The sequence below is a fragment of the Bradyrhizobium sp. YR681 genome, assembly GCF_000282615.1.
Taxonomy (GTDB): Bacteria; Pseudomonadota; Alphaproteobacteria; order Rhizobiales; family Xanthobacteraceae; genus Bradyrhizobium.
This window is the reverse complement of sequence record NZ_AKIY01000052.1, coordinates 1-15,865: the sequence shown is the minus strand read 5'-3', so window position 1 is coordinate 15,865 and position 15,865 is coordinate 1. Positions and strand designations below refer to the sequence as shown.

Annotated in this window: 12 protein-coding genes, 1 tRNA gene and 1 pseudogene; 13 read left to right on the top strand and 1 reads right to left on the bottom strand. The window is 65.7% G+C overall.

Annotated features, from left to right (window positions below):
• From PMI42_RS07140 to PMI42_RS39980, 7 genes and pseudogenes are all read left to right on the top strand, one after another.
• Positions 1–1,416 (top strand): efflux RND transporter permease subunit (locus PMI42_RS07140; protein WP_008132048.1); only part of this gene is annotated, 1,416 nt, incomplete at its 5' end.
• Positions 1,417–1,419: 3 nt separating this feature from the next.
• Complete coding sequence (locus tag PMI42_RS07135) at positions 1,420–4,527, top strand: efflux RND transporter permease subunit (RefSeq protein ID WP_008132046.1); 3,108 nt, start codon at positions 1,420–1,422, stop codon at positions 4,525–4,527.
• A gap of 37 nt (positions 4,528–4,564) precedes the next feature.
• On the top strand, positions 4,565–5,299 hold the full coding sequence (locus PMI42_RS07130; protein WP_008132044.1) for a tRNA-uridine aminocarboxypropyltransferase: 735 nt from the start codon (positions 4,565–4,567) through the stop codon (positions 5,297–5,299).
• A 192-nt stretch (positions 5,300–5,491) separates the two neighbouring features.
• Positions 5,492–6,208 (top strand): ABC transporter permease, encoded by a 717-nt coding sequence (locus PMI42_RS07125; RefSeq protein ID WP_008132043.1) that lies wholly within the window; start codon positions 5,492–5,494, stop codon positions 6,206–6,208.
• A 163-nt stretch (positions 6,209–6,371) separates the two neighbouring features.
• A pseudogene (locus PMI42_RS07120) lies at positions 6,372–6,968 on the top strand (ABC transporter ATP-binding protein); the annotation flags it as partial.
• A gap of 56 nt (positions 6,969–7,024) precedes the next feature.
• Positions 7,025–7,098: transfer RNA gene (locus PMI42_RS07115), tRNA-Cys, on the top strand.
• 191 nt (positions 7,099–7,289) lie between these two features.
• Positions 7,290–7,436 carry a hypothetical protein gene (locus tag PMI42_RS39980; RefSeq protein ID WP_008132040.1) on the top strand — a complete coding sequence of 49 codons (147 nt, stop codon included), beginning with the start codon at positions 7,290–7,292 and terminating at the stop codon, positions 7,434–7,436.
• Between the two features lie 81 nt (positions 7,437–7,517).
• On the opposite strand, the gene PMI42_RS07110 is transcribed toward PMI42_RS39980, so the two are convergent.
• Positions 7,518–7,712 (bottom strand): hypothetical protein, encoded by a 195-nt coding sequence (locus tag PMI42_RS07110; RefSeq protein ID WP_008132039.1) that lies wholly within the window; start codon positions 7,710–7,712, stop codon positions 7,518–7,520.
• 253 nt (positions 7,713–7,965) lie between these two features.
• Here PMI42_RS07110 and PMI42_RS07105 point away from each other — a divergent pair, with 253 nt between their 5' ends.
• The 6 genes from PMI42_RS07105 (at position 7,966) to PMI42_RS07080 (ending at position 15,689) form a co-directional block, all read left to right on the top strand.
• Positions 7,966–8,229, top strand: a complete 264-nt coding sequence (locus PMI42_RS07105) for a hypothetical protein (RefSeq protein ID WP_008132038.1) — start codon at positions 7,966–7,968, stop codon at positions 8,227–8,229.
• Positions 8,230–8,658: 429 nt separating this feature from the next.
• Positions 8,659–9,591 (top strand): ABC transporter substrate-binding protein, encoded by a 933-nt coding sequence (locus tag PMI42_RS07100; protein ID WP_008132037.1) that lies wholly within the window; start codon positions 8,659–8,661, stop codon positions 9,589–9,591.
• A gap of 194 nt (positions 9,592–9,785) precedes the next feature.
• The gene (locus tag PMI42_RS07095) at positions 9,786–11,408 is read left to right on the top strand and encodes an amino acid ABC transporter permease/ATP-binding protein (RefSeq protein WP_008132035.1); all 1,623 of its coding nucleotides are present in this window, start codon (positions 9,786–9,788) and stop codon (positions 11,406–11,408) included.
• 64 nt (positions 11,409–11,472) lie between these two features.
• A complete protein-coding gene (locus PMI42_RS07090) occupies positions 11,473–12,714 on the top strand; it encodes an acetamidase/formamidase family protein (protein WP_008132032.1) in 1,242 nt (413 codons plus the stop codon).
• A gap of 246 nt (positions 12,715–12,960) precedes the next feature.
• On the top strand, positions 12,961–15,291 hold the full coding sequence (locus PMI42_RS07085; RefSeq protein ID WP_035964776.1) for an acetamidase/formamidase family protein: 2,331 nt from the start codon (positions 12,961–12,963) through the stop codon (positions 15,289–15,291).
• Positions 15,292–15,305: 14 nt separating this feature from the next.
• Complete coding sequence (locus PMI42_RS07080) at positions 15,306–15,689, top strand: RidA family protein (RefSeq protein ID WP_008132028.1); 384 nt, start codon at positions 15,306–15,308, stop codon at positions 15,687–15,689.
• Positions 15,690–15,865: the final 176 nt, after the last annotated feature.

Sequence of the window (15,865 nt, the reverse complement as noted above, 5' to 3'; positions counted from 1 at the left end):
AAGCGGCAGGCCGAGGCGGCCGACGCCATCCAGGCCGACCCCGACGTGGTCGGCGTGGTCTCGGTGATCGGCGCGGGCTCGGTCAATCCGACCACCAATGTCGGGCGCCTCGTCATGAGCTTGAAGCCGCGCGGCGAGCGGCGCGACGATGTCAGCGTGGTCGTCGCCCGGTTGAAGGAGAGGGTGGCGGGCATTCCCGGCATGACCGTCTACTTCCAGCCGGTACAGGACGTGCAGATCTCGACCCAGTCGAGCCGTTCGCAATACCAGTACACGCTGACCGGCACGGATGCGGCGCTGGTGTCGGAATGGGCCCGTAAGCTGGTTGCCGAAATGCGGCGCGATCCGCTGTTCCGCGACGTCTCCTCGGAGGCGCAGGAGGGCGGGTTGAGGGCGCAGCTCGACGTCGACCGGACCCGCGCCGGCCAGCTCGGCGTCAGCCTGCAAGGCATCACCGACACGCTGAACGATTCGTTCGCGCAGCGGCAGATCTCGACCATCTACGGCCAGGCCAACCAGTACCGCGTGGTGCTGGAGGCGCTGCCGATGTACCAGCGCGATCCCTCGATCCTGTCAAAGCTCTATCTGCCGGGCGCAGCGAGCGCCACCGTCGGCGCGCCGAACGCGCAGGTGCCGCTCTCGGCCGTGGCCACCTTGAAGCGGACCACCGCGCCGCTGGCGATCTCGCACCAGGCGCAATTCCCGGCGATCTCGCTCAGCTTCAACCTGGCACCCGGCGCGGCGCTCGGCGACGCCGTCGAGGCGGTCAAGACGATCGAGACCCGGATCGAGATGCCCAACAGCATCGTCGGCGTTTACGCCGGCGATGCTGCCGAATTCGCCAAGGCGCTCGCCGGCCAGCCCTGGCTGCTGCTCGCAGCCGTGATCACGATCTACATCGTCCTGGGCGTGCTCTATGAGAGCTATATCCACCCGATCACGATCCTGTCGACGCTGCCCTCGGCCGGCGTCGGCGCGATCCTGGCGCTGATGCTGTGCGGGCAGGATCTCTCGGTGATCGGCCTGATCGGCATCATCCTGCTGATGGGCATCGTCAAGAAGAACGCGATCATGATGATCGACTTCGCGCTGGAAGCCGAGCGCGGGCAGGGCATGCCCGCCCATGAGGCGATCGTGCAGGCCTGCCTCTTGCGCTTCCGCCCGATCATGATGACGACGCTGGCGGCGCTGTTCGGCGCCTTGCCGCTGGCGATCGAGAGCGGCACCGGCGCCGAGCTGCGCTTTCCGCTCGGCATCTCCATCATCGGCGGCCTGCTGCTGAGCCAGCTGTTGACGCTCTACACCACGCCCGTGATCTACCTCGCGCTCGACCGCATCAACCGCCGCCTCGAACGGGCGCTGCCGCCGGCCGAATCGGGCGGCCCGCCGGTCGCCGGCGCGACCGAGGGGATGTGAGGGATGGCATCGATCTCGGAGCCCTTCATCCGCCGGCCGGTCGCGACCACGCTGCTGTCGATCGGGCTTTTCCTGCTGGGTGTCGTCGCCTACGAGTTCCTGCCCGTCGCCTCGGTCCCGAATGTCGACTTTCCCGCCATCTTCGTCTCGGCGAGCCGGCCGGGCGCCGATCCGTCGGTGATGGCGGCGACGGTGGCTTCGCCGCTGGAGCGGCGGCTTGGCGAGATATCGGGCATCAACCAGATCACCTCGACGTCGTCGCTCGGCACGACCAACATTCAGCTTCAGTTCGATATCGGCCGCAACATCGACAAGGCCGCGCGCGACGTGCAGGCGGCGATCAACGCCGCGCTGGTCGACCTGCCGAGCGACCTGCCGACGCTGCCGCGCTTCCGCAAGGCCAACACCGCCGGCGCGCCCGTCTTCGTGCTGGCGCTGACCTCGAAGACGCTGTCGGCGAGCGCGATCTATGACGTCGCCGATACGGTCCTCGCGCAGCGCATCTCGCAGGTGCCGGGGGTCGGCGACGTCACGGTCAGCGGTGCCGACCAGCCGGCGGTGCGGGTGCAGCTCAACCCCGTGGCGCTGTCGAACGCGGGCATCGCCACCGATGACGTCCGCACCGCGATCATCAATGCGAACCCGCTCGGCCCCGTCGGCATCTTCAACGGCGAGCGCCAGAGCGAAACGCTGTCGCTGAACAAGCAGATGCGCACGGCGAAGGAATTCCGCGACATCGTCATCAAGAGCTCGAACGGCAATTTCGTCCGGCTCTCCGATGTTGCCGACATCGAGGATTCCGTCCGCAATGCCCGCTCGATCGCCTGGTTCAACAAGCAGCCGGCCGTCCTGATCCAGATCACCAAGCAGGGCGACGCCAACGTCATCGACACCGTCGATCGCGTGAAGGCCCTGATCCCGGACCTGAAGCAATGGATTCCGGCCGGCGTCGACATCTCCACGCTGGTCGATCGCACCAGCACGATCCGCGCCAGCGTGCTGGACATGCAATGGACGCTGCTGGCGACGGCCGTCCTGGTGATGGTCGTGGTGTTCGTGTTCCTGCGGCGGGTCACGCCGACGATCGCGGCCGGCATCTCGGTGCCGCTGGCGCTGGCCGGGACCTGCGCCGGGATGTGGGTCGCCGGCTTCTCGATCGACAATCTGTCGCTGATGGCGCTGGCGATCTCGGTCGGCTTCGTGGTCGACGACGCCATCGTCATGATCGAGAACATGTACCGCAATCTCGAGCACGGCATGCGGCCGATGCAGGCGGCGCTGGAGGGTGCCCGGCAGATCGGCTTCACCGTGGTCTCGATCAGCCTGTCGCTGATCGCGGCGTTCACGCCGCTGATCTTCATGGACGGCATCGTCGGCCGCCTCCTGCGCGAATTCTCGCTGACGCTGACCTTCGCGATTCTGGTCTCGACGGTGGTGTCGCTGACGGTGACGCCGATGATCTGCGCCCATTACATCCGGCAGACCACGTCGGGCACCGCGACGCTGTTCGATCGCCTCATCGAGGGCTCGCTGTCGCGCATCGTCACGTTCTATGCCCGCAGCTTGCGCAACGTGCTGGAGTACCCGCTGCTGACGCTGCTGGTGTTCTTCGCCACCATCGGCCTGACGGTGGTGCTCTACATCAAGGTCCCCAAGGGCTATTTCCCGACCGACGATTCCGGCTTCGTCATCGGCGCGACGCGCGCCTCGGCCGACATTTCATTCCAGTCGATGCTCGGCCTCCAGCAGCGGCTTGCCGATATCGTGATGCAGGATCCGGCCGTGGCGGGCATCGGCTCGACCGTCGGCAGCGGCGGCGGGGGGCCGGGGGCTGCGACCTCGAACCGTGGCACCATGTTCATCAGCCTGAAGCCGCCTGAAGAGCGCGATCACGTCTCGACGCAGGTGGTGATCGACCGGCTCAGGCGCGCGCTGTTCCCGGTGCCCGGCATTCGTCTTTTCATGTTCGCCGCCCAGGACGTGCGCGCCGGCGGGCGGCAGAGCGATTCCGATTACCAGTACACGCTCTCCTCGACCGATCTCGGCCTGTTGCAGCAATGGGCGCCGATCGTGGCCAAGCGCATGGAGAGCGTCGAGGGCATCACCGACATTTCCAGCGATCGCGATCCCGGCGGACTGCAACTGACGCTCTCGATCGACCGCCAGAAGGCCTCGGCGCTCGGCGTCCGCGTCCAGGACATCGACAATGCGCTGAACAACGCGTTCTCGCAGCGGCAGATCTCGATCATCTACACCCAGCGCAACCAGTACATGACGGTGCTGGAGATCGACCCGAAATTCCAGGTCGATCCCTCCAACCTCGAACGCATCTATGTCGCAGGCGCGGGCGACGTGCAGGTGCCGCTGTCGGCCGTGGTGCGCGCGACGCGCGGGCTCGCAGCGCTCGCGGTCTATCATTCGCAGTCGTTCCCCTCGACCACGGTATCGTTCAACCTGCTGCCTGACGTGCAGCTCCAGACCGCCACGCAAAACATCCAGCGCGCGGTCGAGGAGCTACACATGCCGGAAGGCATCCGCGGCAGCTTTGACGGCAATGCCGGCGACTTCGCCAAGACCAGCGGACGGCAGCCGCTGCTGATCCTCGGCGCGCTGGTGGCGATGTATATCGTGCTCGGCGTACTCTATGAGAGCCTCGCCCATCCGCTCACGATCATCTCGACGCTGCCCTCGGCCGGGCTCGGCGCGCTGCTGGCGCTGCAGATCACCAATACGCCGCTGACCGTGATCGCCTTCGTCGGCATCATCCTGTTGATCGGCATCGTCAAGAAGAACGGCATCATGATGGTCGACTTTGCGCTCGACGCCGAGCGCCAGCGCGGCCTGTCCTCGGCGGAGGCGATTTTCGAGGCCTGTCAGGCGCGTTTCCGCCCGATCCTGATGACGACCATGGCGGCGCTGTTCGCCGGCATTCCGCTGGTGGTTGCGACCGGGCCGGGCACCGAGCTTCGGCGCCCGCTCGGCATCACCATCATCGGCGGCCTGTTCGTCTCGCAGATCCTGACGCTCTATACGACGCCGGTAATCTACCTCTTGATCGACCGCCTGCGCCGCCGCTCCGAGCCGCGCCCGCTGGCTGCGCCGGCGGAATAGGTTGTTGAAGCGCCGCATGAAGCGTATAGCGGCGGCCATGTCGAACCCCACCGTCGCCGCGCCGGCCGATCCGATCCCCGAATGCCCGCACTGCCAGAAGCCGATGCCGCTGTGCATCTGCGACAGCGTCACGCCCATTGAGAATCGCCTTGGCCTCCTGATCCTCCAGCATCCGCAGGAGCAGGACAGGGCGCTTGGCACCGCGCGGCTGACCGCCAAGCACTTCCCCAAGGCCGTGGTGCGGGTCGGCCTGTCCTGGCCGAGCCTGTCCAAGGCGATCGGGCACCCGATCGAGAACGCCTCGCACTGGGCCGTGCTCTATCTCGGCTCGGCAAAGGCGACCGACCTTGAGACCGAGGCCGAGATCGTCGCGCTCAACCGCAAGGGCGAGGTCGCCGACAAGCAGCGCGAGCGCCTCGGCAAGCTCGAAGGCGTGGTACTGCTCGACGGCACCTGGAGCCAGGCCAAGGCGCTGTGGTGGCGCAATCCCTGGATGCTCAAGTGCCAGCGCGTGATCCTCAACCCGGCGCATCCCTCCCGTTACGGGCGCCTGCGCAAGGAGCCCCGCAAGGACGGGCTCTCCACCATCGAGGCTGCCGCGACGATCCTGGCCGGCCTCGAGCGGCGTCCCGACATTGCCGAGACGCTGAATGCGAGCTTCGAGCGGATGCTGGCGCGCTACCGCGAGGTCCAGGCCGAGATGCCTGAACTGGCGCCAAAACCGGCGGTCAAGGACCGCCGGCGCGGCGTGCGGCGGGGCAAACGCGCCTGACTTCGGCCGTCTTCATCCATACGGTTGATTGCTGCACGGGGGGCCGCCGGATAAAGACGACCGGCCGATAGGCCTGCTATCCTGTTACGGCATTGGAGTACCGGAATCGGAAGGGGCAGTCGAATTCAGCTCGCGACGAGGGAAATCCTGGCACAGGCGACGCGGCTCGATCGTTGGGGCACGCTGGCGCTGATGGACATTTCGCTGCGCTACCGGCGCACCGTGATCGGCCCGCTCTGGATCACGCTGACGCTGGCTGCGACGATCGCCAGTGTCGGCACGGTCTACGCGGCGCTGTTCAAGCAGGATATCGCGACCTTCCTGCCGCATTTCGCCGTCGGACTGATCGTCTGGACGCTGATCGCGACGACGCTCCAGGAGGGCTCCAACATCTTCGTGGCGTCAGGCCATTTGATCAAGGCCGTGCCGGCGCCGCTGATCGTTCATGTCCTCCAGATGCTCGCGCGCAACGTCCTGATCTTCGCGCATCACCTGGTAATCGTCGTCCTGCTCTACGCCGTGATGCCATGGCCATTGCACTGGAACATGCTGCTCGCGATCCCCGGCTTTGCGATCCTGCTCGTCGTTCTCCTCGGCGGCTCGGTCGCGCTCGGCATGCTCTGCGCGCGCTTTCGCGACATCGGCTCTGCGATCGTCAGCGGCCTGCAATTCGTCTTCTTCCTGACGCCGATCATCTGGACCGAGGACACCGTGCGCGGCACCGCGTTTGACTGGCTGATCCGCGCCAATCCGTTCGCGACGCTGCTCGACCTCGTGCGCAGGCCGCTGCTGTCGCAGCCGACCGACGCCGAGCAATGGTTGCTCGGGGTGATCTACGCGGCCGTCATGGCCGCGATCGGCCTCGGCTATTACGCGCGCTACCGCCATCGCGTGGCGTACTGGCTGTGAGACGCGCATGAGCCTTGCCGCCCGCATCGTGCTGCGCAACGTCTCGGTCACCTTTCCGGTGCTGTCGTTCCGCGACCGCTCGCTGCGCAGCCGTTTCGTCAATGCCGTGACGCTGCGGCGGACGGCGGCAGTCCCGCACATCGTCACCGCACTGAGCGACGTCAGTCTCGATATCCGCGCCGGCGACCGCCTCGCCATCATCGGCGCCAACGGCGCCGGCAAGACCACGCTGCTGCGGGTGCTCGCCGGCATCTATCATCCGACCGGGGGCAGCGTGGACGTCATCGGCCGCTGCCTGTCGCTGTTCGATCTCTCGGCCGGCTTTGACGAGGAAGCCACCGGCTACGAGAACATCATGCGGCGCGGGCTCGTGATCGGCGCGCGGCGGGCCGAGATCGACGCCCGCCGCACGGAGATCGCCGAGTTCACCGAGCTCGGCGACCGGCTCGACCTGCCGCTGCGGACCTATTCCAGCGGCATGATGCTGCGCCTGATTTTCGCGGTCGCAACCGCAGTGGAAGGCGAGATCGTGCTGCTCGACGAATGGATCGGCGTCGGCGACCAGCAATTCCGCCGCAAGGCGCGGCAGCGGCTCGACGAGATCGTCGCCCGCGCCGGCATCCTGGTGCTGGCCTCGCACGACATCGAGCTGATCCAGAGCACCTGCAACCGCGCGATCCTGCTGGAGCAGGGGCGGATCGCCGCGATCGGAGCGACCGACGAAATTTTGGGCCGGTATCTCGGTGGACCGAAGGCGTAGCCACTCGCTCGGGGTTGCCTAAGCCATTGATCCCCTATATTGGTCCGCCCTTACGGGGCCACGTGGCGGAGTGGTTACGCAACGGTCTGCAAAACCGTGTACACCAGTTCAATTCTGGTCGTGGCCTCCATCACAAGCTTCTGATATTCCAGCGAAAATTCGATGTCACCGCGGTTCCGACCGAGCCCGGCTGCGTGCCTTTTTTGGGCCGCGCACACCGGGTTTGCCCGGGGCTTGGCGGAAACCAGCGATTCAGGCCCGATGGCATAGACTTCGCATCTGCGAAGTGATGCGTCACGAACCCCTGGAGCTGGAGAGCACGTGAGCGACGTCGTCCGATTCGTCCCGAAATCCGAGCTGGAGCGGGCTCGTCTCATTCGCGAGGCGCGCGCGATCTACGACAGCATCTTTCCACCGGCCGCACCCGATCGGGCGCCGCAGGATGGCGAGGAGCGCGTCAAGACCTGATCGGGGCCGCGCCGGTCCGGCGCAGGGCTGTTAGCAAAACGCCCGCAGGAGCGGGCGCATCGGTTTACGTTGAAGGTGGCCTCAGCAGGCCGCGTACCAGCCGTCGGGAAACGGCAGGAGAGGCCAGGCGCCTTCATTGTCATTCGCGGCCTTTGGCGTCGCGACGAAGCTCCACGAGCGGGGCACGAATTCCTCCTCCGACGCGAACGCCGGATCGTCATGGACCATGGCGTCCTGGACGGCATCCAGCAGCAAGTTGAATTCGGCTTCGCTCATCGCACCCTCGCACAACGCGGATGGCGCAATGTCGCAAAGCCGGTTTGTTACCCGATTGAACCGATCGTTCGCATTTTAACGATCCGGCGATCGGGTCCCGTATGGTTAGCGATTTCCAAAAATCCCCACGGAACCCTAGTCGCCGCTGGCCGGCTGCCAATGTGAAAGAGATCACATTCTCAGCGGTTTATTTCTCCTACCCCTTCACGCACCGGCCAATGCAGGCCGGGACGGGCAGAACGGGAGAGCGGTCATGAAGGCGAGGTTCTTGCGGTTTGCGGGTGTGAAGAGCCGGGCGCGCCGCGCCTCGACGGTCGGGCTGTTCCTGACGATGTTTGCCTCGGCCGCCCATGCACAGCAGGGAACGCCCGAGCAGCGCCGGGCCTGCACCCCCGACGTCTACCGGCTCTGCGCCGGCGAGATCCCCAACGTCCGCGCCATCACCGCGTGCCTGCGCCGTAACCGATCAAGCTTGAGCGAAGCTTGCCGCAGCGTGTTCGATCAGGCCGGCGGCTGACATACCGGCCCTGTGGGTTTGTGCGCAGCAAGTACCTCGCTAGCGCTTACGAATCCGGCATAGTCGGCCTGTGGATATGCTGCGGACAGGCTGTGGAGTGCTGTGGATATCGCGCAAAGATGCGTCGGCCCGGCTGCCCATTAGTGCCGGCGTTCGCGATATTTCCGTCAAATGATCTCATCAATCGGTCTCGGATCGGGCAGATCATGGCTTCTTCCCGAATAATGTGGTTCTCCCGAATTCGGAATTGCGTGCCGTAGCGCGCCTCAAGCACGAACAGTTTTTGTGCAGCCGCCTGCCCAAATCGCGGGCTCCATCCGTCCAATTTTTTGTACGCCCGCGGACAAGCTTTCCCCGGCGCACTCCACCTAGGCTCGCTCCCGAGATCTGGAACATGGCCAATGCCATGACAATTCGAAGGAGCTGGAGATGCAGACACGGGTATTGCCCCAAGTACCGCAGAACGTGCGGCGGGGGATCGCACGCGCGTCATTGCCGTGGCGCAAAGTGGTGCTCGGCGCCACCATCGCTGTCGGCCTCGTCGCCGCGGCACCGCTGAGCGCGCAGGCCGCAGCGCCCGCCGCCTGCGCTGCACTCCAGGAGAAATACCCGGACTGGAAGGGCAAGACACTCGTCAACGCCATCAACCCGCACACGCCGGGCTATGAGACCATCGACCCGAAGGACCCCAGCAAATATATCGGCTTCGACATCGATCTCGGCGAAGCCATCGGCGAATGCCTCGGCTTCAAGCTGACCTACAAGGCGGTGACGTTCGCGGCGCTGCTGACGACCCTCGCTGCCGGTCAGGCCGACATCGTCATCTCCGACATCTACGCCACCAAGGAGCGCGCCAAGGCGGCCGACTTCATCACCTACTCGAAGGTGTTCGACGGCGTGCTGGTCGCCAAGGGCAATCCGAAGGGCATCAACGGCATCAACATGTCGATGTGCGGGGCTGCCGCCGCCGAAAACACCGGCTATGTCGAGGTGCCCCTGATCCAGGCCCTGATGCCCGAGTGCAAGAAGGCCGGCAAGCCCGAGCCGACCGTCCAGCTCTATGACAACAACGCCAACTGCATCCAGGCGATCCTCGCCGGCCGCGCCGACACCTATGTCAACGACGTCAACACGGTCGACAGCGCGGTGAAGGCCTATCCGGACAAGCTGGAGAAGGCGATCGCGGTGACGATCCCGTATTCGGTCGGCATCGCCGTTCCCAAGGACAAGCCGAAATTCCGCGACGCCGTGCTCGCCGCGCTGATCGAGGTGCAGAAGGCCGGCACGCATATGGAGCTCCTGAAGAAGCACGGGCTCGACGTGAACAACTTCAAGGAGCCGGACATTCTGACGGCCGACTAGCGCGGTTTACCTCTCCCTGGCGGGGAGAGGTCGGCGCGAAGCGCCGGGTGAGGGGGCGCGGCAAACTCGGTGCAGCGTAACCCCTCACCCGGATCGCATCTGTCGATTCGATCCGACCTCTCCCTACGGGAGAGGTGGACCGAGCCGGGCTCGCTCACCTTCAAACTTAATCCCGCTCTGATGACGGCCGACCGATGTCGCTGTTCCTCCATTATCTGACCATGCCGTATCTGCTCGAGGGCATCGAGCTCACCCTCGAGGTGACCGCCCTCGGGCTCGGCGGCGGATTGATCCTCGGATTGATCCTCGCCGGCATGCAGCTCTCGCGCTTCTGGCTGCTGGCGGCGATCGCCAGGGCCTACACCGTGATCTTCCGCGGCACGCCGCTGATCCTGCAGATGGTGTTCGCCTACGACGCGCTGCCGCATATCGGCATCAAGCTTCCGGCGGTGCTGGCCGCCGGCCTTGCGCTCGCCTGCAACGAGGCGCCGTTCATCGCCGAGATGCTGCGCGCCGGCGTGCTCGGTGTCGATCGCGGGCAGGTGACGGCAGGCCAGGCGCTCGGCATGACGCCCCGGATCCTGATGTGGCGGGTGATCGCGCCGCAGGCGATCCGCACCATGATCCCGGCCTTCGGCAACGAGGCCGTGAGCGCACTGAAGAACTCCTCGCTCGCCTCCGTCGTCGCGGTGCAGGAGCTGACGTTGCGCTCGACCCAGTTGGCGTCCTCGACCTTCGACTTCTTCTCGATCTTCTTTGCCTCCGGTCTTCTGTATCTCGTGCTGACCTTCGCCATCAGCGTCATTCAGCTGTTCGTCGAATGGCTGCTCGATCTCGACCGGGCCAAGGCGCGCCAGCGCAAGCTCGCCGACTATCTGCCGTGGCGTCGCGTCGACCTCACGACCAAGCTCGAACTCGCCGAGGCCACCGCGCACGATCCCGAACCCGTGCAGGCTGAGCCTGCCGACACGCCGCCGCTGGCGCTGACGCGTGAGGAGCGCGCACGCCGCGCCACGACGATCGCGCGCAACAATATCGCGGTCGAGACCAAGGACCTCACCAAGAGCTATGGCGCGCAAAAGGTGCTCGGCGGCCTCGATCTCACGGTGCGCGTCGGCGAGGTGGTGGCGCTGCTCGGGCCCAGCGGCTCCGGCAAGAGCACGCTGCTCCGCTGCATCAACCATCTCGAAAGCTGGGATTCCGGCACCGTGCGCGTCGGCGGACGGCGCCTCGGTTTCCACGAGAGCGGCAAGCCGCTGTCGCCCCGCGATCTCGCCAATGAGCGGGCGACCGTCGGCGTCGGCATGGTGTTCCAGCAGTTCAACCTGTTCGCCCATCTCTCGGCGAAAGAGAACATCGCCGGTCCCTTGCGCTGGGTTCACGGCATGACCCGGATCGATGCCGACCGCCGCGCCAACGAGCTGCTCGACCGGGTCGGGCTCTCGCATCGTGCCGATGCGCTGCCGCGGCATCTGTCCGGCGGTCAGCAGCAGCGCGTCGCCATTGCCCGCGCACTCGCGCCCAATCCGAGCGTGCTGCTGCTGGACGAGCCGACCTCGGCGCTCGATCCCGAACTCGTCAACGAGGTGCTGGAGGTGATCCGGCGCCTGGCCATCGACGACGGCCTCACCATGATCATCTCGACGCACCAGATCCGTTTCGCCGACGAAGTTGCCGACCGCGTCGCTTTCCTCAGCGGCGGCACGATCATCGAGGAGGGGCCGGCGCACGAGGTGCTCACCAATCCACGCAATCCGCTGACGGCGCGTTTCCTCAGCGTGATGGAAGCCGACAAGACTCCGGAGGCGGTGCGATGAGAGCCGCGTCCGCAACGCTCAAGACCGCGTTCCCTGATGAGGCCAAGTTAGAAGAGACCACGTCATGAAGCATTTCACGCTGCCGGTTTCCCCGAAAACTGTCCACTGGGGCTATTTCTCCAAGATCGTCGCGCCGGCCCTCACGCTGCGCTCCGGCGACCGCGCCACCATCGAGACGCTGACCCATCACGCCAACGACGATTACGAACGCATGATCCAGGGCGATCCCGGCGCCGAGAGCGTGTTCCAGTGGACTCGCGAGCACAAGGCCGTGGCGCGACGCGGCTCCGGTCCGACGGAAGGCCCGTTCATCCGCGGCGCAGGCGAGGGGATCGGCGTGCATCTGCTCACTGGTCCCGTCGCAATCGAAGGCGCCGAGCCCGGCGACATTCTCGAAGTGCGCATCCTCGACGTCCGGCCGCGGCCGAGCTGCAGCGCCTGCCATGCCGGCCGCTGCTTCGGCTCCAACGTCGCGGCGAACTGGGGCTTCCACTATCACGATCTGATCGAGGAGCCGAAGCCGCGCGAGGTCGTCACGATCTTCGAGCTCGACACCTCGGGCGAGCCCTATGCGAAAGCGGTCTACAACTACGTCTGGACGCCGCAGACCGACCCCGACGGCATCGTGCATTCAATGATCGACTATCCCGGCGTGCGCGTCGATCATGCCACCATCAAGAAGCGTGAGAACATTCTCTCCAGCGTGAAGGTGCCGGCGCGGCTGCATTTCGGCACCATGGGCCTTGCGCCGTCGGAAGCCGATTTCGTCAGCTCGATTCCGCCGAGCTACACCGGCGGCAACATCGACGACTGGCGTATCGGCAAGGGCGCACGGATGTTCTATCCGGTCGCGGTATCAGGCGCTTATTTCTCGGTCGGCGATCCCCACGCCGCGCAAGGCGACAGCGAGCTCGGCGGCACCGCGATCGAGACCTCGCTGACCGGTGATTTCGAGTTCATCCTGCACAAGAAGGCTGATCTCGCCGGCACGAACCTGGAAGGCCTCGATCATCCCATGCTCGAGACCGATCACGCCTGGTCGTTTTACGGCTTTACCTATCCGAACTATCTCGCGACGCTCGGCGCCGACGCACAAACCGAGATTGCCAATCACTCGAGCCTCGACCGTGCGATGCGCGATGCGTTCAGGAAACTCCGGCGGTTCCTGATGACCGTGCACGGCCTCAGCGAGGACGAGGCAATCTCGCTGCTGTCGGTCGGCGCCGATTTCGGCGTCACCCAGGTGGTGGACGCCAATTGGGGCGTCCACGGCACGATCCGCAAGAACATCTTCCGGTGCGATTGACGCCCTGTAGCCCGGATGGAGCGAAGCGCAATCCGGGACAGCGTCAATGGCGGCCTGACTCCCGGATTAAGCTTCGCTCCATCCGGGCTACGCAGCGTGGTTGATGCTCTAACACTCTGAAGCAAAGCCCATTTCCCGGATGCTCGCATGACCACCGAACCTCATCTGCGCCCGGTCGCTGCGACGGACGACCGCGTGCGGCTGGCACAGAGGTTGCTTCGATCCACTGCAATCTGGGTCGATCCGATGAGCTTCCGCCCCTTCACGAGCGAGTCCTACGCGCAAGACGACCGCCCCGAAGCCTGGCGGGACGTGCTGGCCGCGGTCGGCCTGCAGCCGGCAACCGCTCATTCCTTCTATGACGGCCACGCGACGGCGTCGCATCGTCACGCCGTGGGCGTCGCGTTGACGCGCATGGCGGCGGGCGCGCAGAGCGTCGGACCGCTCGCGCAATCCAACGAAGACCTTCCGATCGCGCTGATGCCGCTCGAGGACGGCATGGTGCTGAAAAGCGCCGGCGGCCATCGCATCGTTCCCGTCGGTCATCTCGTGCTGCTGCCGCGAAGCGGGGACTGGAGCATCGTGTTCCAGCGCGACATGCGCGCGATCGTGCTGTCGGTGACCTCGGACGCGCTGCACGGCCGGCTCTCGGGCAAGCCACGGCTGGGCGAGCCCCGCGTCGTTCCACCCAGCGGCTTCGCCGACGTCTTTGCGCGCCTGCTTGATGCGACTGCGCGCTCGCTCGACACACTCGGCGATGCCGAATGGAATGCGGTCGCACACTCTCTCGTCGATCTTCTCCTGACACTCGCGCATCAATTGGCGGCCTCGGCGTCCGATGCCGGATCGAGCGCGACGCAAGCCGCGCTGCTGCACCGGATCTGCCAGACCATCGAGCGCCGCCTCGACGATCCCGATCTGGTGCCGGCGCGCGTCGCGCAGGCCGAGGGAATTTCCGAGCGTTATCTGCAGAAGCTGTTCGAGACCGTCGGCGACAATTTCACACATTACGTCCGCGAGCGCCGCCTCCAGCGCGCCTGGGCCGATCTGTCCAACCCGACCGAAGCGCATCGCTCGATCTCGGAGATCGCCTACGCCTACGGCTTTGGCGATTCCGCGCATTTCAGCCGCGCCTTCCGCCATCGCTTCGGCCTGCCGCCGCGCGAGTTCCGCCAGCAGGAGGCGGAGCGGGCGACCTTGCAGCACGGCATTGCCGGCCAGCGTGGCTGGCCGCAGGAGGCGCTGGCGCAACTTCGCGTGCATCCGGGCGTGGAGGCCCGCAGCCACATCGCTTGTCCCGACGCCGGAGAGCGAACCACAGCGGAGCGCCGGCATCACCATCTTCCGGTCGAATCCGGTCGCATTCATTGGGGTTATTTCAGCCGCTCATTGCCGCCTCAGATCGAGATCGCCTCAGGCGACACCATCACCATCGAGACGCTGACCCAGCACGCCTCCGACGCACCGGATCTGATGATCGCGGGAGATGCCGGCGCCGAAAGCGTGTTCGGCTGGACCGCCGACAAGAAGAACGTCGACCGCCGCGGCGCGGGGCCGATGGATGCCAGCGTGTTCGGCCGCGGCGCCGGCGAGGGGTTTGGCGTGCACATCTGCACCGGGCCGGTCGCGGTGAAGGACGCCCAGCCCGGCGACGTGCTGGAGGTGCGCATTCTCGACATCGTGCCGCGCGCGAGCCGTAATCCGGAGCATGCCGGCCGCGTGTTCGGCTCCTCGGTCGCGGCCTGGTGGGGCTATCACTACAACGAGTTTCTCGGCGGGCCCAAGCCGCGCGAGGTCGTCACAATCTACGAGATATTCGATGATCCCGATGAGCCGCATGCCCGTGCGCTCTATTCCTACCGCTGGGAGCCTCAGACCGATCCCTTTGGCGTCGTGCACACCACCTACGATTATCCCGGTGTCCCCATTGTATCGGGCACCGTGAAGCGCCGCCACGCCGTGCTCGACGGCATCCGCATTCCCCTGCGTCCGCATTTCGGCGTGATCGCGGTGGCGCCGCGCGAGGTCGATTTCGTCGACTCCGTGCCGCCATCCTATTTCGGCGGCAATCTCGACAATTGGCGGCTGGGGAAGGGATCGGCCGTCTATCTTCCGGTCTCCGTGCCCGGCGCGCTGTTGTCGGTCGGCGATTCCCACGCGACGCAGGGCGACGGCGAGCTCAGCGGCACCGCGATCGAATGCTCCATGACGGGCACGTTCGAGGTGATCCTGCACAAGAAGGCCGATCTGGCCGGCCAGCCCTTTGCCGATCTCTCCTATCCCCTGATCGAGACCGAAACCGATTGGGTGCTGACGGGCTTCAGCCATCCCAACTATCTCGCCGAGTTCGGCGCGCAGGGGCAGAGCGAGGTCTACGCAAAGTCCTCGCTCGATCTCGCCATGAAGGACGCGTTCCGCAAGATGCGGCGCTTCCTGATGAACGTGAAGGGCCTCAGCGAGGACGAGGCGATCGCGCTGATGTCGGCCGCGGTCGATTTCGGCGTCACCCAGGTGGTCGACGGCAATTGGGGCGTGCACGCCATCATCAGCAAGCGCCTGTTTCAGGACGCGACTTAACAAGGACATTCTTGGTGAAATTCCACATGATCAGCGGCGGCCCGAAGCCGGTCGCGCCCTTCAGCCACGCCGTCGAGACCGACGGCTTTGTCTTCGTCACCGGCCAGATGCCGGATACGCCGCAGGCGCCAGGCGTGCTGCCCGACGGCATCGAGGCGCAGACGCGGGCCGTGATGGAGAATTTGAAGGTGGTTCTGGCCGGCCTCGATCTCGGCCTCGAGCACGTCGTGATGACCCGCATTTATCTGACGCGTTTCAAGGAAGATTACGCGGCGATGAACGAGACCTATCGCAGTTTCTTCCCGCCGGACCGGCTGCCGGCCCGCACCTGCGTCGGCGTCACCGGGCTCGCCTACGACGCGTTGATCGAGATCGATCTGGTGTGCCGGCGGCCGTGAGGGTCCGTCTTTCGTAGCCCGGATGAGCGAAGCGATATCCGGGACCGCCGGTCGCCAGAATCCCGGATGTCGCTTCGCTCATCCGGGCTACAATCCCTTGCGTTGCACGACGGGCAAAACACCCAATCGCGGGGTCAATCCACCTGCGCGAAAACATTCGCCTTTACAGAAATTCG

Coding starts and splice junctions, on each gene's coding strand:
- PMI42_RS07135 (WP_008132046.1), top strand. CDS start 1,420: ATGGCATCGATCTCGGAGCCCTTCATCCGCCGGCCGGTCGCGACCACG.
- PMI42_RS07085 (WP_035964776.1), top strand. CDS start 12,961: ATGAGCTTCCGCCCCTTCACGAGCGAGTCCTACGCGCAAGACGACCGC.
- PMI42_RS07100 (WP_008132037.1), top strand. CDS start 8,659: ATGCAGACACGGGTATTGCCCCAAGTACCGCAGAACGTGCGGCGGGGG.
- PMI42_RS07110 (WP_008132039.1), bottom strand. CDS start 7,712: ATGAGCGAAGCCGAATTCAACTTGCTGCTGGATGCCGTCCAGGACGCC.
- PMI42_RS07095 (WP_008132035.1), top strand. CDS start 9,786: ATGTCGCTGTTCCTCCATTATCTGACCATGCCGTATCTGCTCGAGGGC.
- PMI42_RS07125 (WP_008132043.1), top strand. CDS start 5,492: ATGGACATTTCGCTGCGCTACCGGCGCACCGTGATCGGCCCGCTCTGG.
- PMI42_RS07105 (WP_008132038.1), top strand. CDS start 7,966: ATGAAGGCGAGGTTCTTGCGGTTTGCGGGTGTGAAGAGCCGGGCGCGC.
- PMI42_RS07090 (WP_008132032.1), top strand. CDS start 11,473: ATGAAGCATTTCACGCTGCCGGTTTCCCCGAAAACTGTCCACTGGGGC.
- PMI42_RS07130 (WP_008132044.1), top strand. CDS start 4,565: ATGTCGAACCCCACCGTCGCCGCGCCGGCCGATCCGATCCCCGAATGC.